24 protein-coding genes are annotated in these 22,453 nt (G+C 53.6%); 6 read left to right on the top strand and 18 right to left on the bottom strand.

The genetic code is table 11. The annotated features are described in order from the left end of the window. The first annotated feature begins 19 nt into the window (after window positions 1-19). Window positions 20-1,330, top strand: a complete 1,311-nt coding sequence (locus GPJ68_RS21770) for a serine dehydratase subunit alpha family protein (protein WP_016154627.1) — start codon at window positions 20-22, stop codon at window positions 1,328-1,330. Window positions 1,331-1,383: 53 nt separating this feature from the next. On the opposite strand, the gene GPJ68_RS21765 is transcribed toward GPJ68_RS21770, so the two are convergent. Further along, entirely contained in the window at window positions 1,384-1,533 is a 150-nt protein-coding gene (locus tag GPJ68_RS21765) for a hypothetical protein (RefSeq protein WP_016157540.1), read from the bottom strand. Window positions 1,534-1,559: 26 nt separating this feature from the next. After that, the gene (locus GPJ68_RS21760) at window positions 1,560-2,261 is read right to left on the bottom strand and encodes a pirin family protein (RefSeq protein ID WP_016157539.1); all 702 of its coding nucleotides are present in this window, start codon (window positions 2,259-2,261) and stop codon (window positions 1,560-1,562) included. 104 nt (window positions 2,262-2,365) lie between these two features. Between GPJ68_RS21760 and yhaJ the strand changes: the two genes are divergently transcribed. Then, the gene (yhaJ, locus tag GPJ68_RS21755) at window positions 2,366-3,262 is read left to right on the top strand and encodes a DNA-binding transcriptional regulator YhaJ (RefSeq protein WP_016154624.1); all 897 of its coding nucleotides are present in this window, start codon (window positions 2,366-2,368) and stop codon (window positions 3,260-3,262) included. Between the two features lie 64 nt (window positions 3,263-3,326). Here the strand turns inward: yhaJ and GPJ68_RS21750 are convergent, their stop codons facing one another. The 11 genes from GPJ68_RS21750 to GPJ68_RS21700 form a co-directional block, all read right to left on the bottom strand. Beyond that, the gene (locus tag GPJ68_RS21750) at window positions 3,327-3,692 is read right to left on the bottom strand and encodes a DUF805 domain-containing protein (protein WP_047414099.1); all 366 of its coding nucleotides are present in this window, start codon (window positions 3,690-3,692) and stop codon (window positions 3,327-3,329) included. A gap of 124 nt (window positions 3,693-3,816) precedes the next feature. Next, window positions 3,817-4,803: a glutathionyl-hydroquinone reductase YqjG gene (gene yqjG, locus GPJ68_RS21745; protein ID WP_016154622.1), complete on the bottom strand. Its 987-nt coding sequence runs from the start codon at window positions 4,801-4,803 to the stop codon at window positions 3,817-3,819. Between the two features lie 72 nt (window positions 4,804-4,875). Then, window positions 4,876-5,268, bottom strand: coding sequence for a DoxX family protein (locus tag GPJ68_RS21740; protein ID WP_003024847.1), 393 nt, complete (start codon window positions 5,266-5,268; stop codon window positions 4,876-4,878). Window positions 5,269-5,441: 173 nt separating this feature from the next. Further along, on the bottom strand, window positions 5,442-5,741 hold the full coding sequence (locus GPJ68_RS21735; protein WP_003024845.1) for a YqjK-like family protein: 300 nt from the start codon (window positions 5,739-5,741) through the stop codon (window positions 5,442-5,444). After that, window positions 5,741-6,136 carry a phage holin family protein gene (locus GPJ68_RS21730; RefSeq protein WP_016157537.1) on the bottom strand — a complete coding sequence of 132 codons (396 nt, stop codon included), beginning with the start codon at window positions 6,134-6,136 and terminating at the stop codon, window positions 5,741-5,743. Before GPJ68_RS21730 ends, GPJ68_RS21735 begins: the two co-directional genes overlap by 1 nt. A 2-nt stretch (window positions 6,137-6,138) precedes the next feature. Beyond that, window positions 6,139-6,444: a YqjD family protein gene (locus GPJ68_RS21725; protein WP_003024832.1), complete on the bottom strand. Its 306-nt coding sequence runs from the start codon at window positions 6,442-6,444 to the stop codon at window positions 6,139-6,141. Between the two features lie 33 nt (window positions 6,445-6,477). Then, window positions 6,478-6,846, bottom strand: coding sequence for a DUF1090 domain-containing protein (locus tag GPJ68_RS21720; RefSeq protein WP_016154619.1), 369 nt, complete (start codon window positions 6,844-6,846; stop codon window positions 6,478-6,480). A gap of 147 nt (window positions 6,847-6,993) precedes the next feature. Further along, window positions 6,994-7,362: an EnvZ/OmpR regulon moderator MzrA gene (mzrA, locus tag GPJ68_RS21715; RefSeq protein WP_029139667.1), complete on the bottom strand. Its 369-nt coding sequence runs from the start codon at window positions 7,360-7,362 to the stop codon at window positions 6,994-6,996. An 18-nt stretch (window positions 7,363-7,380) separates the two neighbouring features. Further along, window positions 7,381-8,043 carry a DedA family general envelope maintenance protein YqjA gene (gene yqjA, locus GPJ68_RS21710; RefSeq protein ID WP_003024820.1) on the bottom strand — a complete coding sequence of 221 codons (663 nt, stop codon included), beginning with the start codon at window positions 8,041-8,043 and terminating at the stop codon, window positions 7,381-7,383. Window positions 8,044-8,391: 348 nt separating this feature from the next. Beyond that, window positions 8,392-9,168 (bottom strand): transcriptional regulator ExuR, encoded by a 777-nt coding sequence (gene exuR / locus GPJ68_RS21705; RefSeq protein WP_016154617.1) that lies wholly within the window; start codon window positions 9,166-9,168, stop codon window positions 8,392-8,394. 134 nt (window positions 9,169-9,302) lie between these two features. Further along, a complete protein-coding gene (locus GPJ68_RS21700; RefSeq protein ID WP_016154616.1) occupies window positions 9,303-10,604 on the bottom strand; it encodes an MFS transporter in 1,302 nt (433 codons plus the stop codon). Between the two features lie 472 nt (window positions 10,605-11,076). Here GPJ68_RS21700 and uxaC point away from each other — a divergent pair, with 472 nt between their 5' ends. The 3 genes from uxaC (at window position 11,077) to GPJ68_RS21685 (ending at window position 14,753) form a co-directional block, all read left to right on the top strand. After that, a complete protein-coding gene (gene uxaC / locus GPJ68_RS21695) occupies window positions 11,077-12,489 on the top strand; it encodes a glucuronate isomerase (protein WP_104651982.1) in 1,413 nt (470 codons plus the stop codon). Window positions 12,490-12,504: 15 nt separating this feature from the next. Continuing rightward, window positions 12,505-13,992 carry a UxaA family hydrolase gene (locus GPJ68_RS21690; protein WP_104651983.1) on the top strand — a complete coding sequence of 496 codons (1,488 nt, stop codon included), beginning with the start codon at window positions 12,505-12,507 and terminating at the stop codon, window positions 13,990-13,992. Between the two features lie 242 nt (window positions 13,993-14,234). Continuing rightward, on the top strand, window positions 14,235-14,753 hold the full coding sequence (locus tag GPJ68_RS21685; protein WP_230330247.1) for a YgjV family protein: 519 nt from the start codon (window positions 14,235-14,237) through the stop codon (window positions 14,751-14,753). 14 nt (window positions 14,754-14,767) lie between these two features. On the opposite strand, the gene sstT is transcribed toward GPJ68_RS21685, so the two are convergent. The 4 genes from sstT to GPJ68_RS21665 form a co-directional block, all read right to left on the bottom strand. Continuing rightward, window positions 14,768-16,012, bottom strand: a complete 1,245-nt coding sequence (gene sstT, locus GPJ68_RS21680; RefSeq protein ID WP_016154612.1) for a serine/threonine transporter SstT — start codon at window positions 16,010-16,012, stop codon at window positions 14,768-14,770. Window positions 16,013-16,254: 242 nt separating this feature from the next. Then, window positions 16,255-17,223, bottom strand: a complete 969-nt coding sequence (locus GPJ68_RS21675; RefSeq protein WP_016154611.1) for a TerC family protein — start codon at window positions 17,221-17,223, stop codon at window positions 16,255-16,257. A gap of 271 nt (window positions 17,224-17,494) precedes the next feature. Then, the gene (locus GPJ68_RS21670; protein WP_016154610.1) at window positions 17,495-18,493 is read right to left on the bottom strand and encodes a Gfo/Idh/MocA family protein; all 999 of its coding nucleotides are present in this window, start codon (window positions 18,491-18,493) and stop codon (window positions 17,495-17,497) included. A 72-nt stretch (window positions 18,494-18,565) separates the two neighbouring features. Beyond that, entirely contained in the window at window positions 18,566-19,066 is a 501-nt protein-coding gene (locus tag GPJ68_RS21665; RefSeq protein WP_016154609.1) for a M48 family metallopeptidase, read from the bottom strand. Window positions 19,067-19,149: 83 nt separating this feature from the next. Between GPJ68_RS21665 and rlmG the strand changes: the two genes are divergently transcribed. Beyond that, complete coding sequence (gene rlmG / locus GPJ68_RS21660; protein ID WP_065554284.1) at window positions 19,150-20,286, top strand: 23S rRNA (guanine(1835)-N(2))-methyltransferase RlmG; 1,137 nt, start codon at window positions 19,150-19,152, stop codon at window positions 20,284-20,286. 56 nt (window positions 20,287-20,342) lie between these two features. On the opposite strand, the gene GPJ68_RS21655 is transcribed toward rlmG, so the two are convergent. After that, the gene (locus GPJ68_RS21655; protein ID WP_049268718.1) at window positions 20,343-22,361 is read right to left on the bottom strand and encodes an FAD-dependent oxidoreductase; all 2,019 of its coding nucleotides are present in this window, start codon (window positions 22,359-22,361) and stop codon (window positions 20,343-20,345) included. Window positions 22,362-22,453: the final 92 nt, after the last annotated feature.

Genomic DNA, 22,453 nt, shown 5'->3' with positions numbered 1-22,453 from the left:
CTGAGCAAAGGTTGTTGTTATGTTTGAGACTACATTGAATCCATTATGGGATAGTTTTATCCGCGCGGTGCAGGAAGAAGTTAAGCCTGCGCTGGGCTGCACGGAACCTATCTCTCTGGCTCTGGCGGCAGCGGTCGCCTCCTCTGAGCTGGACGGCGCGGTTGAACGCATTGATGCGTGGGTCTCACCGAACCTGATGAAAAACGGCATGGGCGTTACCGTGCCGGGTACCGGAATGGTTGGGCTGCCTGTCGCGGCGGCACTGGGTGCGCTGGGGGGAAATGCCCACGCCGGTTTAGAGGTACTGAAAGACGCCTCGCCTCAAGCGATTGCCGATGCGAAAGCGATGCTTACCGCCGGGAAGGTCGCGGTGATGCTGCAGGAGCCATGCGAGGACATTCTCTTCTCCCGTGCGAAGGTTTATAGCGCTGAGGGATGGGCGTGCGTGACGATTGTTGGTGGTCATACCAACATTGTGCACATTGAGACCAATAAGGGCGTGGTGTTCACGACAGAACAGAACGCTCAGGAAGAGGAGCAAGAGTCACCGCTGGCGGTATTGTCCCACACGTCGCTGGAAGAGATTCTGGCGTTCGTGAACGCGGTACCGTTTGAGTCAATCCGCTTTATTCTCGATGCGGCGAAACTGAACGGTGCGCTGTCCCAGGAAGGGCTGCGCGGTAACTGGGGCTTGCACATCGGAACCACGCTTGAGAAGCAGTGCGCGCGTGGCCTGCTGGCGAACGATCTCTCCACCTCTATTCTGATCCGCACCAGTGCGGCATCGGATGCGCGAATGGGGGGAGCGACGCTTCCGGCAATGAGCAACTCGGGCTCTGGTAATCAGGGGATTACCGCGACCGTTCCGGTAATGGTGGTGGCTGAGCACTTTGGTGCGGATGAAGAGAAATTGGCGCGTGCGCTGATGTTGTCTCACCTGAGCGCTATCTACATCCATCATCAGCTTCCGCGTTTGTCTGCACTGTGTGCGGCAACCACGGCGGCGATGGGCGCCGCGGCGGGGATGGCGTGGATTGTTGATGGTCGCTACAACACCATCGCGATGGCAATCAGCAGCATGATTGGCGACGTGAGCGGAATGATTTGCGATGGCGCCTCAAACAGCTGCGCGATGAAAGTTTCAACCAGCGCATCTGCGGCGTGGAAAGCGGTGCTGATGGCGCTGGATGACACCGCTGTGACCGGCAATGAAGGGATTGTGGCGCACAACGTGGAGCAATCTATCACGAACCTGTGTGCGCTGGCGTGTCGCTCGATGCAGGAAACCGACAAGCAGATCATTGAGATCATGGCCAGTAAGGCACATTAATCTGCAGGCCGGGTAAGGCGGAATCGCCCCCGGCATAACTCTAAGCCGCCTTTTCAGGCGGCTTCTTCGTCTTCCAGCCGTAGCTCGGCATCCGCCACAATCGCTTCCAGCTCTGTCAGCATTTCTTCATAGCCGAAGGTCACAGTATCCTGTTTTTTCGGCTCAACCTGCGGCTGGCGTTTTTTTGATGATTTCTTGCTCAATAGTCGTACTCCATTGTTTTCCCTGACTATACGGGCAAATCTATCAGCAAAGCGCGCAGCGCGGTATCGGCGACTAACGTTATGTTAGTTTCGTCACGAATAAATGCGCCATCGCCGCAGGTGAGCGCTTCCTTTTCGGCGCCAGATGTCACCGCATGGAATCTGCCGTGGATCGACTGTAAGTAAGCCCGCGGCCCATGTAACTGAAAACTCAGCGATTCACCTTGTTGCAGTTCAACGTGGTGCACCCATACCTGTTGACGCAGATGCAGGCTGCCTTGTTCACCATCCGGCGAGGCGAGCAACTGATGCTTACCGGCACTCAGCGTGGCTTTCTGTACGCAGGCGTTTTCGCGCTGCGGGCAGGCATCCAGCCAGAGCTGCATTCGGGTTAACGGTTTATCTTTGCTGATATTGTGTTCGCTGTAGCTAATTCCCGGCTGTGTGGCGAGCAGTAAAACTTCTCCTGCCTTGGCCTGGATATGGTTACCTTCACTGTCGCGATACTCCGCTTCCCCTTCGAGGATCAGATTGACGATATCCACCTTCGGATAGGTACGTGGCTGGAAAGAGGCTCCCGGTGCCAGAACTTCCTGGTTCAGAACACGCAGCGAGGCATAACCCAGCAGTTTAGGATCAAAATAGTGTCCAAAGGAGAAGGTATAACGGGCCTGCAGCCAGCCGTAGTCTGCTTGCCCGCATTGTTTGGCTGTACGGGTAGTAATCATAGTTCTTGACCTCTCTTTACTTCCTTTTATGTTAAATGGCTAGACGCTGCATTGTTAGCCAGATATTCTGCCCGGTATGTTCAAATTTCCTGAATGAGAACGAGATGGCCAAAGAAAGGGCTTTAACGCTTGAGGCGTTACGCGTCATGGACGCAATAGACCGGCGTGGCAGCTTTGCCGCCGCAGCGGACGAACTGGGGCGCGTTCCTTCCGCGCTCAGCTATACCATGCAGAAGCTGGAGGAAGAGCTGGACGTCGTGCTGTTCGACCGTTCAGGTCATCGCACAAAATTCACCAACGTCGGGCGTATGCTGCTGGAACGTGGGCGTGTACTGCTGGAAGCTGCGGATAAGCTGACCACCGATGCCGAAGCGCTGGCTCGCGGTTGGGAAACGCATCTGACCATCGTCACCGAAGCGCTGGTGCCGACGGCGGCGTTTTTCCCGCTGATCGACAGACTTGCCGGGAAGGCCAATACCCAGCTTTCCGTTATTACCGAAGTTCTGGCCGGGGCGTGGGAGCGTCTGGAGCAGGGGCGGGCGGATATCGTGATTGCGCCGGATATGCATTTTCGCTCATCTTCGGAAATCAACTCGCGCAAGCTGTACTCGCTGATGAACGTATATGTGGCGGCCCCGGATCATCCAATTCATCAGGAGCCGGAACCGTTATCGGAAGTCACCCGCGTGAAGTACCGTGGAATCGCGGTGGCGGACACGGCCCGCGAACGCCCGGTGCTGACGGTTCAACTGCTTGATAAACAGCCGCGTCTGACGGTGAGTTCGATAGAAGATAAACGCCAGGCGCTGTTGGCCGGCCTTGGCGTGGCGACGATGCCATACCCGCTGGTGGAAGAGGACATTGCGGCGGGTCGGTTGCGTGTGGTTAGCCCGGAATCGACAAGCGAAATTGATATTATTATGGCCTGGCGTCGAGACAGCATGGGCGAAGCGAAATCCTGGTGTTTGCGGGAAATTCCCAAGCTGTTTGCGGGTAAATAGCAGGGCTGTTACGCCGGATGCGGTGCAAATGCACCTTATCCGGCCGACAAGATGGTGTATTACATCAGGACAGTTGTTTAGGGTCAGCGCCGAAGCGGTTGCTCCCCAGAGTCCCATTTTGACAGTTGAAAATGATGATTACCAACCAGCCTACGATCGGGATCAGCAGCACCAGTAGCCACCAGGCCGAGCGGTCGGTGTCATGTAAACGCCGGAACTGCACCGCCCACCACGGGATAAAGACCAGAACCCCATAAATCGTCGTTAATATGCCTTCCCCTCCGGCGCGTTCCCAGCCAAGCATTCTGTCCAGAATGCCCAGCACGAACGTAAAGATGATGTTGACCAGCACAAACATCCAGTATTCTTTACGACGCGCGCGGCCCCCAAAACCAAAGTAGTTCTTTAATACGTTTAAATACCAATCCATTTTTGCCTCGTTCTGTATTCAATTACTTGTTTTTAAAGCAATCAAATTAAGAATAGCCGTGAATGAAATACTGGTAAATATTTGCAGTATTAATTATTTGGCCCCCAAAGGGGACCCGTGTCATTCAGGCAAAACGGTCATCACGCCCGTGGGGTTCGTTGAGGTCCTGCCACGGTCCGACAGAAATAATGCCGGTCGGGTTAATGGTTTTGTGGCTACGGAAGTAGTGATTGCGGATGTGATCAAAATTAACGGTCTCCGCAATGCCTGGCATCTGGTAGATATCGCGCAGGAAACCGTACAGGTTCAGATAGTCGCTAATCCGGTGTTTGTCGCACTTGAAGTGCGTCACATACACAGGATCAAAGCGCACCAGCGTGGTCCACAGGCGAATATCGGCCTCTGTTAACTGGTCCCCGGTCAGGTAGCGATGTTGCCCAAGGATCTGCTCCAGCCGCGCCAGAGATTGAAAGACTTTTTCTACGGCGTCGTCGTAGGCTTCCTGACTGGTGGCAAATCCGGCTTTATACACGCCGTTATTGACGTTGTCATAAATCCAGCCGTTGAGCTCGTCGATTTTAGTTTGCAGAGCGGGTGGATAGTAATCCCCGGCTTTCGCGCCCAGCGCATCAAACGCAGTGTTAAACATACGGATGATATCTGCAGATTCGTTGCTGACAATGGTGTGGTTCTTTTTGTCCCACAGCACCGGAACGGTCACCCGACCGCTGTAGTGCGGATCGGCGTGTAAATAGAGTTGATAAAGAAATTCGTGCTGATACAGGGTATCGCCGGTTGCCGCCGGGAAGTTATCGTCAAAGGTCCAGCCGTTTTCCAGCATCAGCGGATGCACAACGGAAACGGAAATAAACGGTTCCAGCCCTTTGAGTTTACGCAAGATCAGCGTGCGATGTGCCCACGGACAGGCCAGAGAAACGTAGAGATGATAGCGGTCTTTTTCGGCGGCGAAACCCCCTTCGCCCGTTGGACCCGGTGCGCCATCCGCGGTGAGCCAGTTACGGAAAGCTGATGCAGAGCGTTGGAATTTTCCCCCGGTTGATTTGGTGTCATACCAGGTGTCATGCCATACGCCGTCAATGAGTTGTCCCATGATTTTCGCCTCCTCAGATAGCAAAAGCGAGGAGATGTCTCCTCGCTTTTTGATGCGTTTAGTATAGCTCGCTTACCATTTTTTATTCAGTACACGGTCGATGCTGAATGCGCCCGGACCGGTGATAGCCAGCAGCAGGAAGCCGCCTGCGATGGTCAGGTTTTTCATAAACATCAGAGAGTTCACACCTTCCGCAAAGTTGCTGTGGAAGAGGAACGCCGTCAGCAGCGTGAAGCCCGCGGTGAACAGCGCAGTAGTACGGGTCAGGAAACCAAACAGGATGGCCAGACCGCCGCCAAACTCAAGCAGGATAACCAGCGGTAACATAAATCCTGGGACGCCCATGGCTTCCATGTACTGTTGGGTACCCGCATATCCGGTGATTTTTCCCCAACCTGCGGTAATAAACAGGATTGGCATCAGAATGCGCGCTACAAGTACACCAACATCTTCTAATTTCTTCATCATACTCTCCAGGAAACCACTCAGGCGGCTTATTGTGTTTTTTTGTGCAACGACGTCGCAGAGTGCGTCGTTGCTGTCGATGGAGAGAATCATAAACGCGGCTAATGACAATTGTTAGCAAGGAAAACTGTCAGAAATTTTCAAAAAATTTGAGGTTAGGGGGGGAGAGGTGATTAGCCGCGCAGTTGCTGTTGTCTGATGGTCGATTTAACCAGACGCCAGATGCTCCACACGCTGAAGCCGCGTTTAGCCCAGCGTACCAGCAGATTCGGGTTACGAATGGTGCGAACCGCCATAATACTGCTTCCGACCAACACCCAGCCACGCAGGTTCAGCAGCGTCTTCCAGCCACGATCGTAGACTTCGGTGGCTTCCAGCCAGTCGCGGCGAGTGGCAGACAGATCCAGCCTTTGCTGCTGGATCTGTCCAAGCAGTTGCGCCTTACGTTGTTGACGTTCGACTTTACTGCTCATTATGCATCATCCTCCAGGGCCTGCCTGTCGTTAGCGAGTTCATTGCGCGTATGGCGTAGCAGCGTTGTTTTACGCGCTTTACTCAGCGTCCATAGCCCGCCGATAAGCGCTAAAAGCAACAGCACAACGGTGGTGGCAATCATGGCGTTCAGGCGATACTGCGGGTCTATGGCCCAGATGATAAGCACCATCAGACTCATCAGACCAAACGCCGCGAACAGCATGGTCAGCCCAAGCATCAGCAGGATCTGGATGAGATTGGCTTTTTCCTCTTCCAGCTCAACGACGGCCAGCCGCAGCCGCGTCTCTACGATCTCAACGAGAATCGTCAGGATCCGCTGTCCAATACCCAGTACGCCTTTGCCTGGACCTTGTGCGTGTTGAGAGTCTGCCATTATTAACGGCGCGACAGCAGTACACCAAGCACCACACCGACTGCTGCGCCAATGCCGACGCCTGTCCATGGGTTTTCGCGTACGTAGTTATCGGCTTTTGCCGCGGCCTCACGGGTCTGTTTGGCAATCACATCGCTGGTTTCGCTCAGACGATGGCGGCTCTCGCGTAACGCATGTTCGGCTTTGCTGCGAATTTTACTCATCTCTTCCTTCGACTTATCGCCAGAGGAGCTAAGTACTTCTTCAAGCGTATCCGCAAGAGATTTCAGCTCAGCGCGCAGGTTTTCCGTAGCATTATCTTTCGACATAGTTTTCTCCAGTTGAGTGGCTAGTTACCGTACTTAGTAATCGCGTGTCTCGAGTTCTTTCAGCTCTTGCTGAGCTTCAGCAAGCTTATGTTCGCGCTTGGCTATCTTATCCGCATCGCCTTTTTGCTTCGCCTCGGCCAAATCACGTTGACGCTCGGCTATCTCATTTTTCTGCTCGGCGATTTTTTTCTGATGGTCGGCGCGCAGTTTGCTGTCAGTACAATTTGCCCGAACTTCGCTCAGCGCTTTGTTCAGACCATTGATGCGGTTTTGATTGTTGTGCTTTTCGGCATAGCTTATCTCCCGCTGAATATCCTGTTCTTTTTCCTGACAGAGGGTGGAGGCGTAACTGCCGGCACTGAGAGCGAAAAGACTAATTGCTAAAGCGATGCGGTATTTCATTCTTGAACCTTCCATTGTGATTCGACCTTGTGGCTTTGGCCGATGCTCCAGAATAATAAAGCAATGGGTCATAAACCCAGTTTATTAATCATAGGCGCTAAATGATGAAATCACCAAAGTGAGTGATCTAATTCAGATTCCTGGAGATTAACCAAAACGGTGCGGGGTATCACGTAAGCGGGATAACCACTGTACCGCCTGATTATCATCATCCTGCTGAGCAATAACGAAACCGTGCGGTAACGTTCGGTCCAGCACGACCTTTGCGGCTGCGCTTTGCGCGCTGGAATCAAAGGTGATCAGCAGCGCGTCATTTTGCGGAGTAATGCTTTTAAAGCGAATGCCGTTGGCGTCCAGGTGATGCCAGATAGAGAAGCCATCAGGCATGGTGGCTCCCTGGTTTACAGCACGAATGGCAAGCGTTGACTCCTGCTGGCGGATGACCGACCAGGTCAGGAGCAGCGCGCCGATAAACAGCATAAAAGTAGTCGTCCAGGCCAGTCGTCGGAGTGTTATGCATGATTTCAGCATAATTTACCCTCGGTTCCCGTATTTCTTTTTCCAAAGCACAACCAGTGAACCTGCCAGACCAAACACCAGTAACACCACGGGAAGCAGCATCAGACAAGACATCAGTTGATCTTCATATTTGAGAAACACTGGCGTTTTGCCCAGCAGATAGCCAAGCGTTGTGAGAATCAGAACCCAAAGCAGTCCGCTCATCCAGTTAAAGAACTGAAAGCGCGCATTGTTCAGACCGGACAATCCTGCGATGGTCGGCAGTAATGTTCTGACAAACGCGATAAAGCGACCGACCAGCAGGGCAGACAAGCCATGCTTATGGAACAGATGATGTGCGCGCTGATGGTAGTGCGCGGGTAGATGAGACAGCCAGTTTTGAACGGTGCGGGTATTTCCCAGCCATCTCCCCTGGATATAGCTGAGCCAGCAACCCAGGCTGGCCGCGGTGGTGAGCAGCAGTACCGTTTGCGGAAAACCCATCGCGCCTTTAGCGATAAGTACGCCGACCAGTACCAGTAGACTGTCGCCAGGTAAAAAGGCTGCTGGCAGCAGTCCGTTTTCCAGAAACAAAATGGTAAACAGTACGAAATAGAGCATGCCAATCATGGAGGGATTGGCCAGCGTTTCAAAATCCTGAGCCCATAAAGCATTCAGTAATTGAGTCAGTAGTTCCATTCAATATTCCTGGAGAATCGGTTGTCGTCATGCCGGTATTCTGGAGTTTGTAACGCCGCAATTTTATTGGTGTTTTTTACATGGATCGCGGTCTGACACAAATTCACGGCCTGAACTATTCCCTGTAAAGTTGTGAAGTAAGCAAGCTCTCAAACACAAAAATTCAAATAACAACTAATTGTAACAAAGGTCAACGTAGTCCGTTATAGAAATTACGGGTGTTGCCCTGTGATTTTGCTTATCGCAATGGAGGGAGGCGAGAGGATTTACACAGGCTGACACTTTATACCTAATGCTTACCAAGCGTCAGAAACAGGCGCTTTGTCGCGCCTGCATCGTTAAGATTGTTTATTTTGCGCCGTTAGCTGCCGTATCGAGATGAACGACGGGATTATCGGTAAAAAGATAACGGTCTGCGTTGAATTCAAAATCATCGCTGGTTTCGTTAAACAGCATCTGCTTTGTGTTCTCAAGATGCTGCCACATCGCCAGTTTGGCGGCGTGTGGATCTTTGCGAATCAGCGCCCGCAGGATCTGGTCATGGTCGTCGCACCAGTTATCTACCGTACGCAGGTCGATGTGGTCGTGCAGCTTCTTCCAGTAGGGGTTGTGAATACGCTGAGTCCACATTTTTTCAACAATCGCGGCCAGGGCAGAGTTCTGTGTTGCCAGCGCGACCTGCACATGGAACAGGAGATCCCACTCGGAGTCACGAAAGCTTTTTTCGTTACGCGACTTCTCCTGAATTTCCATCAGTTTCATGATGTCCTGTTTGGTCACCTGGGTGGCGGCAAACTCAGCAATATTGCTTTCTATGAGCTGGCGAGCCTGGAGCAGCTCAAACGGACCGTAGCTGGCGAACTCCAGACTTTCATCTGGCGCGACATAGTGTTTGGGTTGGTTTGAAATGACGTGGATCCCCGATCCTTTACGCACTTCAACGTAGCCCTCAACCTCGAGCATGATAATCGCTTCACGAACCACGGTGCGGCTGACATTTTTTTCATCGGCGATAAAGCGCTCGGCGGGGAGTTTGTCACCCACCAGGTAGACACCCTGCTCAATGCGTTCTTTCAGATCAGCGGCAAGTTGTTGGTACAAACGTCGTGGTTCGGTGATTTCCATATGCGCTCCAGGCATGATACGGCAGACTCTATTTGTTATACCACTTTTGCGATTCCGGCTCCACTCGCGGCGATAAAAAAGCCGCCAGATGACTGGCGGCTTAGCATTACATAACCTTGTTAAATCGTGTCTGGTTAACTTTGCGCAGCGGGATCGCCAGTTTGCGAAGCTGACTCTACCTCGCTGGCCGATTTGTTCTGCAATACCGTCCAGATGACTAACGCGCCGAGCAGGTCGAATACCGCCAGTACGGCGAACAGCGGGCTGAAGCCGATGGTGTCAGCCAGCGCGCCAACGACCAGCGCAAACAGCGTACTTGCAAGCCAGGCGGACATACCGGTCAGACCGTTCGCGGTTGCCACTTCATTACGACCAAATACGTCAGAAGAGAGCGTGATCAGCGCACCGGACAGCGCCTGGTGAGCAAAGCCGCCGACGCACAGCAGGGCGATAGCAATGTACGGGCTGGTGAACAGACCGATCATCCCCGGGCCAATCATCAGCAATGCGCCCATGGTGACGACCATTTTACGGGAAACGATCAGGTTAACGCCGAACCAGCGCTGGAACAGCGGCGGTAAGTAACCCCCTACGATACAGCCCAGGTCAGCAAACAGCATCGGCATCCAGGCAAACATCGCGATCTCTTTCAGGTTAAAGCCGTAGACTTTAAACATGAACAGCGGGATCCAGGCGTTGAAGGTGCCCCAGGCCGGCTCTGCCAGGAAACGCGGCAGCGCGATGCCCCAGAACTGGCGGTTACGCAGGATCTGACCGAGAGACATTTTCTTGGCGGTGCTGTTTTTATGCTGTGATTCCTGACCATTCAGAATGTAATCACGTTCTTCATCAGACAGTTTTTTCTGGTCGCGTGGGTGTTTGTAAAATACCAACCAGCACATGGCCCAGATAAAGCTCAGGGCACCGGAAATAATGAATGCCATCTGCCAGCTGTGCATGACGATAGCCCAGACGACCAGCGGCGGAGCAATCATCGCGCCGATAGAGGAACCGACGTTAAAGTAACCCACTGCGATTGAACGTTCTTTTGCCGGGAACCATTCAGAACTGGCTTTCAGACCCGCAGGGATCATCGCAGCTTCAGCGGCACCGACTGCGCCTCGCGCCAGCGCCAGTCCACCCCAGCTACCAGCCAGTGCGGTCGCGCCACAGAAGACGGCCCACAGAACGGCGAACATCGCGTAACCAATTTTTGTGCCGAGCACATCGAGCACATAGCCGGCAACGGGTTGCATTACGGTGTAAGCAGCAGAATACGCTGCGATGATATAGGAATACTGTTGGGTGGAGATGTGTAACTCTTCCATCAGAGTTGGCGCAGCTGCCGCCACAGTGTTACGTGTCAGGTAACCCAGCACGGTGCCAAGCGTCACCAGTGCGATCATGTACCAACGTAACCCTTTAATTTTACGCATGTAAAACCTCATCGTTTTGTTATGTCCGCGAACGAGCGGTCATCTTCCAGTTCAGGGAGGAGGATGTTCTTTTACGAGGGGGTAACCGAAAAAAAGCCGGTACTCCCCGAACTCTGCCATGTCAATATTTGTGCTAATTCGGTTTCCGTACCGGTTAATCCGATGGTGATACATCGGTAATTTGCATTCCGTCGGCTTATGTATCGCGACGGCAAAAAGATAACTTGTCATACAACTTTAAAAGGTGAGTGCCATCACAAAAGTGTGAATCTTCGTGTGGTCATTATTTCGATTCAGCAAAGCCAGTTCTGGTGCGGCTTGGCGCGCGGTTTACCTCTTTGAGAGTAATTTTTTTGTCGCCATTTGTTGATCTAACTCACGAAAATATCTTCAGTGTATGGAAATTGGTGTGATAACTTTGTCAACATCAAAACATAAGCAATCTGACGCACTCGCTGAGAGGAAGACGATAATGACCCCGTTTATGACTGAAGATTTCCTGTTGGACACCGAATTTGCCCGCCGTCTGTATCATGATTACGCCAAAGACCAGCCAATCTTCGACTACCACTGCCATTTGCCACCGCAACAAATCGCGGAAAACTACCGTTTTAATAACCTGTATGACATCTGGCTGAAGGGTGACCACTACAAGTGGCGTGCGATGCGTACTAACGGCGTCGCTGAACGCCTGTGTACCGGCGATGCCTCCGATCGCGAGAAGTTTGACGCCTGGGCCGCCACGGTTCCGCACACAATCGGTAACCCGCTGTACCATTGGACCCACCTCGAATTACGTCGCCCGTTTGGTATTACAGGTAAGCTGCTGTCTCCGGCAACGGCTGACGAAATCTGGAACCAGTGCAATGAACTGCTGGCGCAGGACAAATTCTCCGCACGCGGCATCATGCAGCAGATGAACGTGAAAATGGTCGGTACCACCGATGACCCGATCGACTCTCTGGAGCATCACGCGGCCGTTGCTAAAGACGCAAGCTTTGAAGTGAAAGTGCTGCCGAGCTGGCGTCCGGATAAAGCCTTTAACATTGAGCTGGCGACCTTTAATGACTATATGGCGAAGCTCGGTGAGGTGTCTGACACGGATATCCGCCGCTTCAGCGACCTGCAAGCTGCGCTGACCAAACGTCTGGATCACTTTGCGGCTCACGGCTGTAAAGTCTCTGACCACGCGCTGGACGTGGTGCTGTTTGCTGAATCTAACGAATCTGAACTGGATAGCATTCTGGCACGCCGCCTGGCGGGTGAAACGCTGAGCGAGCATGAAGTTGCCCAGTTTAAAACCGCGGTGCTGGTGTACCTCGGTGCGGAATATGCGCGTCGTGAATGGGTACAGCAGTACCACATCGGCGCGCTGCGTAATAACAACCTGCGTCAGTTCAAACTGTTGGGTGCGGATGTCGGCTTCGACTCCATCAACGATCGCCCGATGGCCGAAGAGCTGTCCAAACTGCTGAGCAAGCAGAACGAACAGAACCTGCTGCCGAAAACCATTCTCTACTGCCTGAACCCGCGCGATAACGAAGTGCTGGGCACCATGATCGGCAACTTCCAGGGCGAAGGTATGCCGGGCAAGATGCAGTTCGGTTCCGGCTGGTGGTTCAACGATCAGAAAGACGGTATGGAACGTCAGATGACGCAACTGGCCCAGCTCGGTCTGCTGAGCCGTTTCGTCGGCATGCTGACCGATAGCCGTAGCTTCCTTTCATATACGCGCCATGAATACTTCCGTCGCATCCTGTGCCAGATGATTGGCCGTTGGGTTGCTGCAGGTGAAGCGCCGGCAGATATCCAACTGTTGGGTGAAATGGTCAGAAATATTTGCTTCAACAATGCGCGTGATTATTTCGCCATTGAACTGAACTAAGGCCTGGGTGAAGGTATGCAATACATCAAGATCCATACGCTGGATACCGTCGCGGTAGCGCTCGCTGATTTGGCTGAAGGAACCGAAGTCACCGTTGATGGGCGAGCGGTAATCCTGCGCCAAGCGGTTTCTCGTGGCCATAAATTCGCTTTATGCGATATTGCGCAAGGCGAAAACGTCATTAAATACGGTTTGCCAATCGGTCATACGTTGGTGGACGTGGCGGCGGGTGAGCATATTCATGCTCACAACACGCGCACGAATCTGAGCGACCTGGACACGTATAGCTACCACCCTGATTTTCAGGCAGAGCTTGTTCAACCCGCCGATCGCGATGTACAGATCTACCGTCGCGCCAACGGCGAGGTCGGCGTGCGCAATGAACTGTGGATCCTGCCGACGGTCGGCTGCGTCAACGCCATGGCGCGTCAGATGCAGACCCGCTTTCTGAAAGAGACCAACGACGCCGAGGGTATCGACGGCGTGCATCTTTTCAGTCACACCTACGGCTGTTCGCAACTGGGTGACGACCACATCAACACCCGTACCATGCTGCAAAATATGGTGCGCCACCCGAATGCGGGTGCGGTGCTGGTGGTCGGCCTGGGCTGTGAAAACAACCAGGTTGATGCCTTCCGCGAAACTTTAGGTGAGTACGATCCTGAGCGTGTTCACTTTATGGTCTGCCAACATCAGGAAGACGAAGTGGAAGCGGGGATTGAACATCTCCATCAATTGTACAACGTGATGCGTAACGATAAGCGTGAGCCGGGTAAGCTGGGCGAGCTGAAGTTTGGTCTGGAATGCGGCGGCTCTGACGGCCTGTCCGGTATTACCGCCAACCCGATGCTGGGGCGTTTTTCCGACTACGTGATTGCCAACGGCGGCACCACCGTGCTGACTGAAGTACCGGAAATGTTCGGTGCCGAGCAGCTGCTGATGGACCACTGCCGTGACGAAGAAACCTTCGGCAAGCTGGTGACCATGGTCAATGACTTTAAGCAGTACTTCATTGCTCACGACCAGCCGATTTACGAGAATCCATCGCCGGGCAACAAAGCGGGCGGGATCACCACGCTGGAAGATAAATCTCTGGGCTGCACGCAAAAAGCGGGCTCCAGCCAGGTGGTGGACGTACTGCGCTACGGCGAACGCCTGAAGACACACGGCCTGAACTTACTGAGCGCGCCGGGTAACGATGCGGTTGCTACCAGTGCCCTCGCGGGCGCGGGCTGTCATATGGTGCTGTTCAGCACCGGCCGCGGTACGCCGTACGGCGGTTTTGTGCCGACGGTGAAAATTGCGACCAACAGCGAGTTGGCGGCCAAGAAAAAACACTGGATCGATTTTGACGCTGGACAGCTGATCCACGGTAAAGCGATGCCTCAACTGCTGAGCGAGTTTGTCGATACGATCGTTGAGTTCGCCAATGGCAAGCAAACCTGCAACGAGCGCAACGATTTCCGGGAACTGGCTATCTTTAAAAGCGGCGTAACATTGTAATTACCCTTCATCTTTCGCGTGACAGCCGCGTTGGCTGCGTCCATTCACCTCGGTCACTTACTCCAGTAAGCTCCCGGGGATGTCTGAACTTACCGCCTTGCGGCAGCACGAAATCTATTGGGTAATCGAAATGGAGTGGATTTTAAAAACGGCGTTTCATAATATGGGGCGCCGTTTGTTTTTGCGTTTCCTCACAAGGATCTCCCATGACCGCGTATTGGCTGGCCTAGGGCGTAGGTGTCATCGCCTTTTTGATCGGCATTACCACCTTTTTTAATCGAGATGAGCGCCGGTTCCGGCTGCAACTTGCCGTCTACAGCGCCACCATTGGCGTGCATTTTTTTCTGATGGGCGCCTGGCCTGCGGGAATGAGTGCAGAGCTAAACACCATCCGCACACTCGTCTCGATGCATACCCGCAAACTGTGGGTAATGACCGTTTTTATTATCCTCACCCTGGTTCTCGGGCTGGCGAAATTACAGCATGCGATGGAGCTGTTGCCGATTATTGGCACGCTGGCCAGCACCTGGGCGCTGTTTCGCTGCCAGGGGCTGACCGTGCGCTGCGTAATGTGGTGCGCAACCGCCTGTTGGGTTATCCATAATTTCTGGTTGGGATCGATTGGTGGGACGATGATCGAAGGTAGTTTTCTGGTGATGAACGGCCTGAACATTATTCGCTTCCGGCGGATGCAAAAACGCGGAATTGATCCATTCAAAATTGAAAAAAGCGTACAAGAAGAAAACCCCTCCGTCCGGTGACGGAGGGGAAGAGATTAGCCGCGCAGGGCGTTATTTGCCAGACGTTCGTCTTCAGCCTGGCAGGCCGCAGCGGTAAACAGGACGTCTGTAGAAGAGTTCAGCGCCGTTTCACAGGAATCCTGCAATACGCCGATGATAAAGCCAACGGCAACGACCTGCATGGCGATGTCATTCGGGATACCGAACATATTACATGCCAGTGGGATCAGCAGCAGAGACCCCCCCGCCACGCCCGATGCGCCGCAGGCGCACAGCGAAGCCACCACGCTCAGTAACAGCGCCGTCGGTAAATCGACCGGAATACCCAACGTATTGACCGCCGCCAGCGTCAACACGGTAATGGTGATCGCCGCGCCAGCCATATTGATGGTAGCTCCCAGCGGGATAGACACCGAATAGGTATCACGATCCAGGTTCAGCTTCTCACACAGCGCCATATTCACCGGAATGTTTGCCGCGGAGCTGCGGGTAAAGAAGGCGTACACGCCGCTTTCACGCAGACAGGCCAGCACTAACGGATATGGGTTGCGGCGAATTTTCCAGAATACCAGCAGCGGGTTGACCACCAACGCTACCAGCAGCATACAACCTACCAGCACGGTCAGCAGATGTGCGTAGCCCCAAAGCGTGGCGAAACCGGTGGTTGCCAGCGTGGAGGAGACCAGGCCGAAGATACCGATCGGCGCGAAACGAATCACCAGCTTCACCATAAAGGTAACAGCGTTGGACATATCGTTGACCAGATTTTTGGTCGTTTCATTACCGTGACGCAGCGCAAAGCCCAGACCGACGGCCCAAACCAGGATGCCGATGTAGTTGGCGTTAAGCAGTGCATCAATTGGGTTAGAAACCATGCTCATTAGCAGACCACGCATCACTTCGATAATGCCGGACGGCGGTACGATATCGCTGGCGCTGCTGGAAAGATGCAGTGTCGATGGGAAGGCGAAGCTGAAGACAACGGCCGCTAACGCTGCGGAAAATGTTCCGAGCAGGTAGAGGAACAGGATTGGGCGGATATTGGTTTTTTGCCCGTGCTGGTGGTTGGCGATAGAAGCCATTACCAGCATCAGAACCAGAATTGGTGCGACGGCTTTTAACGCGCCGACGAACAGAGTACCCAGTAAACCAACGGCTTCTGCCGCAGGTTTTGACACCAGTGCCAGTAAAATCCCCAGAACCAAACCGATCAAAATTTGTTTAACCAGGCTCCCTTGCGCCAAGCGCGAGAATAGCCCCGATGAACGTTGCGTAGTCATGTAGTAATCCTTTCATTGTGTTGTTGCCCTGCCTTTGTGCGTTCTGTAGACGCATCTTTCAGGATGAGGCAAATGTTTGCATGGCTGAGTATAAGGAAAGAACAGGGTTCTGGAAGCGAAATATCCTGGATTTCGCGTTGAGATCATATTTTATAACTTTGAGTTAACATTATTTTGACATGATAAACAAAAAGCCCGACGCACGCAGTGTGCTGTCGGGCTTTTCAGCTAGCAGATGAAACTTACTGTATTTGCTGCTTTTTATCGTGCTGGTGGTTGACCCAGGCGTTCACAATCAGCGTCACAAACAGAATGCCAAATACCACGCCTAACGAGATAGCGATCGGGATATGGTAGAAATCGACGATCAGCATCTTAATACCGATAAACACCAGAATGACCGACAAACCGTACTTCAGCATGGAGAAACGCTCCGCCACGCCCGCCAGCAGGAAGTACATTGCGCGCAGACCCAAAATAGCAAACAGGTTTGAGGTCAGCACGATGAACGGGTCGGTAGTGACGGCAAAGATAGCCGGAATACTGTCGACGGCGAAAATGACGTCGCTCAGCTCAACCAGAATCAACACCAGCATCAGCGGCGTAACAAACAGCAGGCCGTTTTTACGCACGAAGAATTTTTCATCTTCGATGGTATCGGTCATGCGCAAATGACCGCGCAGCCAGCGTACTAACGGCCTGTCGCCAATACCGGAAGCATCTTCTTTCGCCAGCGCCATTTTTACGCCGGTAAACAGCAGGAATGCACCGAACACGTACAACAGCCACTCAAATTGGGTGATAAGCCAACTGCCGGCGAAGATCATGATCGTACGCAGAACAATGGCTCCCAGCACGCCATACACCAGTACCCGACGCTGCAACGCAGGCGGTACGGAGAAGTAGCTGAACAGCATCAACCAGACAAAGACGTTATCTACTGCCAGCGATTTTTCGATCAAATAGCCGGTAAGGAACGCCAGCGCCTGTGGGTCGGCAACGGCGCGGCCCTGGGTTTGTGCCAGGTACCACCAGAAGACGGCGTTAAACAGTAACGACAGCGTTACCCAAACGATTGACCAGGCCGCAGCCTGCTTCATCGACATCGTATGCGCGCCACGACGACCCTGCAACAGCAGGTCGATGGCCAGCATAATTACCACCACGACAGCGAAGCCACCCCATAACAACGGTGTGCCGACAGTATTCATTGTATTTCCCCATGCATAAAAAAAACGGCCAACGCCGAATGACGTTAGCCGCTGCTTTTTATGCATAGACCTTGCCATTCGGCAAGGTCTCACTTACAACAACAAAGGAATACGATGGCGTATTCCTTTGTTATCGCCCGGCGACCGGATGTGGTTTTTCACACATCGTAATGACGATCAACCGACAACGAAGTTACTCCCCTTTGCGGGTTACAAAATATTACAGGCCATGCATTCAGTCAATGGCCTGCAACATTCGTTTTACATACCTTTACGCAGTCAGCGATGTTACCGCTTCGTCTGCCGGGAAAATCACGCCGGTCTGGCGGCGAATCTCTGTTTGCAGTTTGGCGGTGATACGGCTGACGGCCAGTGCGGGGTGATCCACTTCGCCGGATTCAACCAAATGAGCAAAAGCCTCTGCCTCATACAGCATAGTATTGATGTGCTGAGGCGTCGTCAGATCCTGGGTTTTCCCCCCGCGAGGAACGAAGCACACTTTCTGACACTCGGAAATATGCTCGATCACCAGCGATCCCTGCTCACCCTGAATTTCACTGGCTAACACCGAGTCGCTTACTTTTGAGTGCTGGAGTGTGACGCTGAAATCACCGTAATTCATCACCACCACGCCGTGGGCATCTACGCCGCTTTCCAGCAGACTGGCGCTGGCCTGAACGCTTTGCGGCTCACCCCACAGCGCAACCGCTGAGGCCAGGCAGTAAAAACCGATATCCATGATCGAGCCATTTGAGAACGCCGGATTAAACGTGTTCGGATTTTCACCGTCCAGATAGCGCTGATAACGCGAGGAGTACTGGCAGTAATTAATAAACGCTTTCCTGATTCTTCCGACTTTGGGTAGAGATTGCTGCAACAGCAGGAAGTTAGGCAAGCTGGCGGTCTTAAACGCTTCAAACAGCACGACCTGATTTTCGCGCGCGCAGGCGATAGCGGCTTCGGCTTGCGCCAGGTTTGAGGCCAGCGGCTTTTCGCAAATAACATGCTTTTTGTGCCGCAAAAACAGCTCGGTCTGCGGGAAGTGCAGGGAGTTTGGACTGGCGATGTAGACGGCGTCGATCGCCTCGCTTTGCGCCATCGCTTCCAGTGAGGTAAACAGATGCTCGACGGGGTAATCGTTGGCGAAGGTCTGCGCCTGTTCAAGGCTACGGGAATAGACCGCGGTTAACTTATATTTGCCGGTTTCATGGGCGGCATCGACAAACTGGCGGGTGATCCAGTTTGTGCCAATTACTGCGAAACGTATCATAATGGCCTTCAGGCTGCGAAAAGGGATCCTTTCGTCAATTTAGCATGCCCTGAAGACAAAGCCAGTGCGCGACTACGCAGTTTGCTTTAACGATTGTTGCGTTAACCACAGGCGGGTATCGAACTCCAGTTGATGATACTGAGGCTCCATATGACAGCACAGCTGGTAAAACGCTTTGTCGTGCTCTTTTTCTTTCAGATGCGCCAGTTCATGAACGACGATCATGCGTAAAAAAGGTTCAGGGGCATTGCGAAACACGGTGGCAACGCGGATCTCCGCTTTGGCTTTTAACTTACCGCCCTGCACGCGAGATACGGCGGTATGCAGCCCCAGCGCATTCTTCAGAACATGTATCTTGCTGTCATACATGACTTTATTCAGCGGCGGGGCATTACGCAGGAACTGATTTTTCAGATCCTGAGTATATTGCCAGAGCGCTTTGTCGGTCGCGAAATCATGCGTTCCCGGATAGCGCTTCTCCAGCACTGCGCCCAGACGCTGTTCAGCAATCAGCGTTCTCACCTGAGAAAGCAAATGTTCCGGGTAGCCCTGGAGGTAAGTTAGTTGGTTCATCTTTGCCCATGCCAATCATAAAAAGTGTATACTCACGCACCCTTTTCAGGGATACGCCGAAATTTTACCATTCAGGAGGGCCGATGAGCCACATAGACAACGGTTTCCGTTCGCTGTCACTTAAACGTTTCCCGGAAACGGATGACGTTAACCCGCTGCTGGCGTGGGAAGCGGCAGATGAATATCTGCTGCAACAGTTGGACGATACCGAGATTAGCGGCCCGGTGCTAATCCTGAATGATACCTTTGGCGCGCTGGGCTGTGCGCTGGCGCAACATGCGCCGTACAGCATTGGCGACTCCTATCTCAGCGAGCTTGCCACACGCGAGAACCTGCGTCATAACGAAATTGCCGAGTCGAGCGTCAAGTTCCTCGACAGTACGGCTGACTACCCGCAGGCGCCGGGCGTGGTGCTGATTAAGCTGCCAAAAACCATGGCGCTGCTGGAGCAGCAACTGCGCGCACTGCGCGAAGTGGTAACGCCGCAAACGCGTATCATCGCCGGGGCAAAAGCGCGTGATGTGCATACCTCGACGCTGGAGCTGTTTGAAAAAGTATTGGGTCCAACCACCACGACGCTGGCGTGGAAAAAAGCCCGTTTAATCAACTGTACGTTCAGCAAACCTGAGCTGGCCGCTGCCTCGCAAACGCTAAGCTGGAAGCTGGAAGGTACCGAATGGACTATCCATAACCACGCCAACGTCTTCTCCCGTACCGGACTGGATATCGGCGCGCGCTTTTTTATCGAGCATCTGCCGGAAAACCTCGAAGGGGAGATTGTTGACCTCGGCTGTGGTAACGGCGTCATCGGTATGACGCTGCTGGCGAAGAACCCGGAAGCCAGCGTGGTATTTGTTGATGAATCGCCGATGGCGGTGGCTTCAAGCCGCTTGAACGTGGAAAGTAACATGCCTGAAGCGCTGGATCGCTGTGAGTTTATGATCAACAACGCGCTGTCGGGTGTCGAACCGTTCCGCTTTAACGCCGTGCTGTGTAACCCACCGTTCCACCAGAAGCACGCGCTGACGGATAACATTGCCTGGGAGATGTTCCACCACGCTCGCCGCTGCCTGAAAATCAACGGTGAGCTGTACATTGTGGCTAACCGTCACCTTGACTACTTCCACAAGCTGAAGAAGATTTTCGGCAACTGCGTGACCATCGCCACCAATAATAAATTCGTGGTGCTAAAAGCGGTCAAAACCGGTCGCCGCCGCTAATCGTGTGTGCCGGATGGCGGCGTGACCGCCTTATCCGGCCTACGAAATACATACTGTTAAATTTCCAGCGCCAGCGTCGTCCCTTGGGCAATAGCGCGTCGGGCATCCAGCTCCATCGCCACATCGCAGCCGCCGATCAGATGCACCGTTTTACCTGCCGCGTGGAGTGGATCAACCAGTTCACGGCGCGGCTCTTGTCCGGCGCAAATCACCACGTTATCCACGTTAAAGATCAACGGTTCGCCGTTCAACACGACGTGTAACCCATCATCATCAATTTTCTGATAGCTAACTGCCGGGATCATTTTCACGCCGCGTGAGAGCAGGGTGGCGCGATGGATCCAGCCCGTCGTTTTCCCTAAACCTTGTCCCGGTTTGCTGGCTTTGCGCTGTAACATCACTATCTGGCGCGGGCTGCGGGATAAGTGCGGGCCTTCCAGGCGTAAGCCGCCAGGCTGTTGCAGGCTGGTGTCGATCCCCCATTCCACGCAGAATTCCGCAATGTTTTGGCTGGTGGGCTCACCGGGCTGGCTCAAATACATGGCGGTATCAAAACCGATCCCGCCGCAGCCAACGATCGCTACGCGTTTGCCCACCGGCATTTTATCGCGCAGGACGTCGAGATAGCTCAGCACTTTAGGATGCGCGATCCCCTCGATCGGTGGCATACGTGGCTCGATCCCGCTGGCGAGGATCACTTCATCGAAGGGGTACAGATCGCGTGCGCTGACAACGTGATTCAGCTTCAGCGACACGCCAGTCACATCGATCATCCGGCGGTAGTAGCGCAGGGTTTCATAAAATTCTTCTTTGCCGGGGATCTGCTTAGCGATATTAAACTGCCCGCCAATCTCGCTATGCGCGTCAAACAACGTCACGTGATGACCGCGTGCGGCGGCATTAATGGCGAAGGCGAGGCCTGCAGGACCTGCTCCGACAACCGCCAGATTTTTCGGCGCAGTGGCGGCAACGATCGGCATTTTGGTCTCATGGCAGGCGCGCGGATTCACCAGGCAAGAGGTGACTTTGCCGACGAAGATCTGATCCAGGCAGGCCTGGTTACAGCCGATACAGGTATTGATCTCATCCGCTCGCCCGGTTTGCGCTTTTGACAGCAGTTCGGCATCGGCGAGGAACGGACGGGCCATCGACACCATATCGGCATCGCCACGGGCCAGAATGTCATCGGCGACTTGAGGATCGTTAATGCGGTTGGTGGTGACCAGTGGGATCGTCACATGCCCTTTCAGCTTACGTGTCACCCAACTAAACGCACCGCGCGGCACCGGGGTGGCGATAGTGGGAATACGCGCCTCATGCCAGCCAATACCGGTGTTAATAATGGTCGCCCCTGCGGCTTCTATCGCCTGCGCCAGCTGGACGGTTTCGTCGAAGGTTCCGCCGTTTTCCACCAGATCGAGCATCGACAGGCGGAAGATAATAATAAAGTCATTTCCGGCACGCTGGCGTACCGCGCGCACCACTTCCACGGCAAAACGCATGCGGTTGGCATACTCGCCGCCCCATTCGTCATTGCGCTGATTGGTGCGCAGAGTCAGGAATTCGTTGATGAGATAGCCTTCCGAGCCCATCACTTCGACGCCATCATAGCCCGCTTCCCGCGCCAGTTGAGCGCAGTGGGCGAAATCTTCAATCAACTGCAGCACCTCATCGTGCGTCAGCTCATGCGGCGTAAAGCGGTTGATTGGCGCCTGAATGGCAGAAGGTGCCACCAGATGCGGCTGGTAGCTGTAACGCCCGGTATGCAGGATTTGCAAGGCGATTTTGCCGCCTTCGTCATGCACGGCGTCGGTAATGACGCGATGATGTGCAAGCTGGCTGGTGTCGTTCAGCATCGCGCCGCCTTCCATCCCCACGCCGGAAAGCGCAGGCGCAATACCTCCGCTCACAATTAACGCTACGCCGTGACGGGCGCGTTCGGCGTAGAACGCGGCCAGCCGTTCTGCACCGTCGGGATACTCCTCCAGCCCGGTATGCATTGAACCCATCAGCACGCGGTTTTTAAGCGTGGTGAAGCCTAAATCGAGCGGGGCGAACAGCGACGGATAGCTCATAAAGGTGTCCAGTATGTAAAATTATTGTTATGTGGTCGGATGAGTTAATAATTTAGCCGTCGCCGCGTAAAAGGGAAAAGGGGAATGCCGTG

Origin of the sequence: Citrobacter sp. 172116965, assembly GCF_013458095.1 — a bacterium.
GTDB classification, from domain to species: Bacteria; Pseudomonadota; Gammaproteobacteria; order Enterobacterales; family Enterobacteriaceae; genus Citrobacter; species Citrobacter braakii.
This window is presented reverse-complemented; position numbering and strand designations above follow the sequence as displayed.

Coding starts and splice junctions, on each gene's coding strand:
- uxaC (WP_104651982.1), top strand. CDS start 11,077: ATGACCCCGTTTATGACTGAAGATTTCCTGTTGGACACCGAATTTGCC.
- GPJ68_RS21720 (WP_016154619.1), bottom strand. CDS start 6,846: ATGAAATACCGCATCGCTTTAGCAATTAGTCTTTTCGCTCTCAGTGCC.
- GPJ68_RS21665 (WP_016154609.1), bottom strand. CDS start 19,066: ATGAACCAACTAACTTACCTCCAGGGCTACCCGGAACATTTGCTTTCT.
- yqjG (WP_016154622.1), bottom strand. CDS start 4,803: ATGGGACAACTCATTGACGGCGTATGGCATGACACCTGGTATGACACC.
- GPJ68_RS21760 (WP_016157539.1), bottom strand. CDS start 2,261: ATGATTACTACCCGTACAGCCAAACAATGCGGGCAAGCAGACTACGGC.
- GPJ68_RS21725 (WP_003024832.1), bottom strand. CDS start 6,444: ATGTCGAAAGATAATGCTACGGAAAACCTGCGCGCTGAGCTGAAATCT.
- GPJ68_RS21690 (WP_104651983.1), top strand. CDS start 12,505: ATGCAATACATCAAGATCCATACGCTGGATACCGTCGCGGTAGCGCTC.
- GPJ68_RS21675 (WP_016154611.1), bottom strand. CDS start 17,223: ATGAATACTGTCGGCACACCGTTGTTATGGGGTGGCTTCGCTGTCGTG.
- yqjA (WP_003024820.1), bottom strand. CDS start 8,043: ATGGAACTACTGACTCAATTACTGAATGCTTTATGGGCTCAGGATTTT.
- yhaJ (WP_016154624.1), top strand. CDS start 2,366: ATGGCCAAAGAAAGGGCTTTAACGCTTGAGGCGTTACGCGTCATGGAC.
- GPJ68_RS21740 (WP_003024847.1), bottom strand. CDS start 5,268: ATGAAGAAATTAGAAGATGTTGGTGTACTTGTAGCGCGCATTCTGATG.
- rlmG (WP_065554284.1), top strand. CDS start 19,150: ATGAGCCACATAGACAACGGTTTCCGTTCGCTGTCACTTAAACGTTTC.
- GPJ68_RS21730 (WP_016157537.1), bottom strand. CDS start 6,136: ATGGCAGACTCTCAACACGCACAAGGTCCAGGCAAAGGCGTACTGGGT.
- GPJ68_RS21700 (WP_016154616.1), bottom strand. CDS start 10,604: ATGCGTAAAATTAAAGGGTTACGTTGGTACATGATCGCACTGGTGACG.
- exuR (WP_016154617.1), bottom strand. CDS start 9,168: ATGGAAATCACCGAACCACGACGTTTGTACCAACAACTTGCCGCTGAT.
- GPJ68_RS21655 (WP_049268718.1), bottom strand. CDS start 22,361: ATGAGCTATCCGTCGCTGTTCGCCCCGCTCGATTTAGGCTTCACCACG.
- GPJ68_RS21670 (WP_016154610.1), bottom strand. CDS start 18,493: ATGATACGTTTCGCAGTAATTGGCACAAACTGGATCACCCGCCAGTTT.
- GPJ68_RS21770 (WP_016154627.1), top strand. CDS start 20: ATGTTTGAGACTACATTGAATCCATTATGGGATAGTTTTATCCGCGCG.
- sstT (WP_016154612.1), bottom strand. CDS start 16,012: ATGACTACGCAACGTTCATCGGGGCTATTCTCGCGCTTGGCGCAAGGG.
- GPJ68_RS21735 (WP_003024845.1), bottom strand. CDS start 5,741: ATGAGCAGTAAAGTCGAACGTCAACAACGTAAGGCGCAACTGCTTGGA.
- GPJ68_RS21750 (WP_047414099.1), bottom strand. CDS start 3,692: ATGGATTGGTATTTAAACGTATTAAAGAACTACTTTGGTTTTGGGGGC.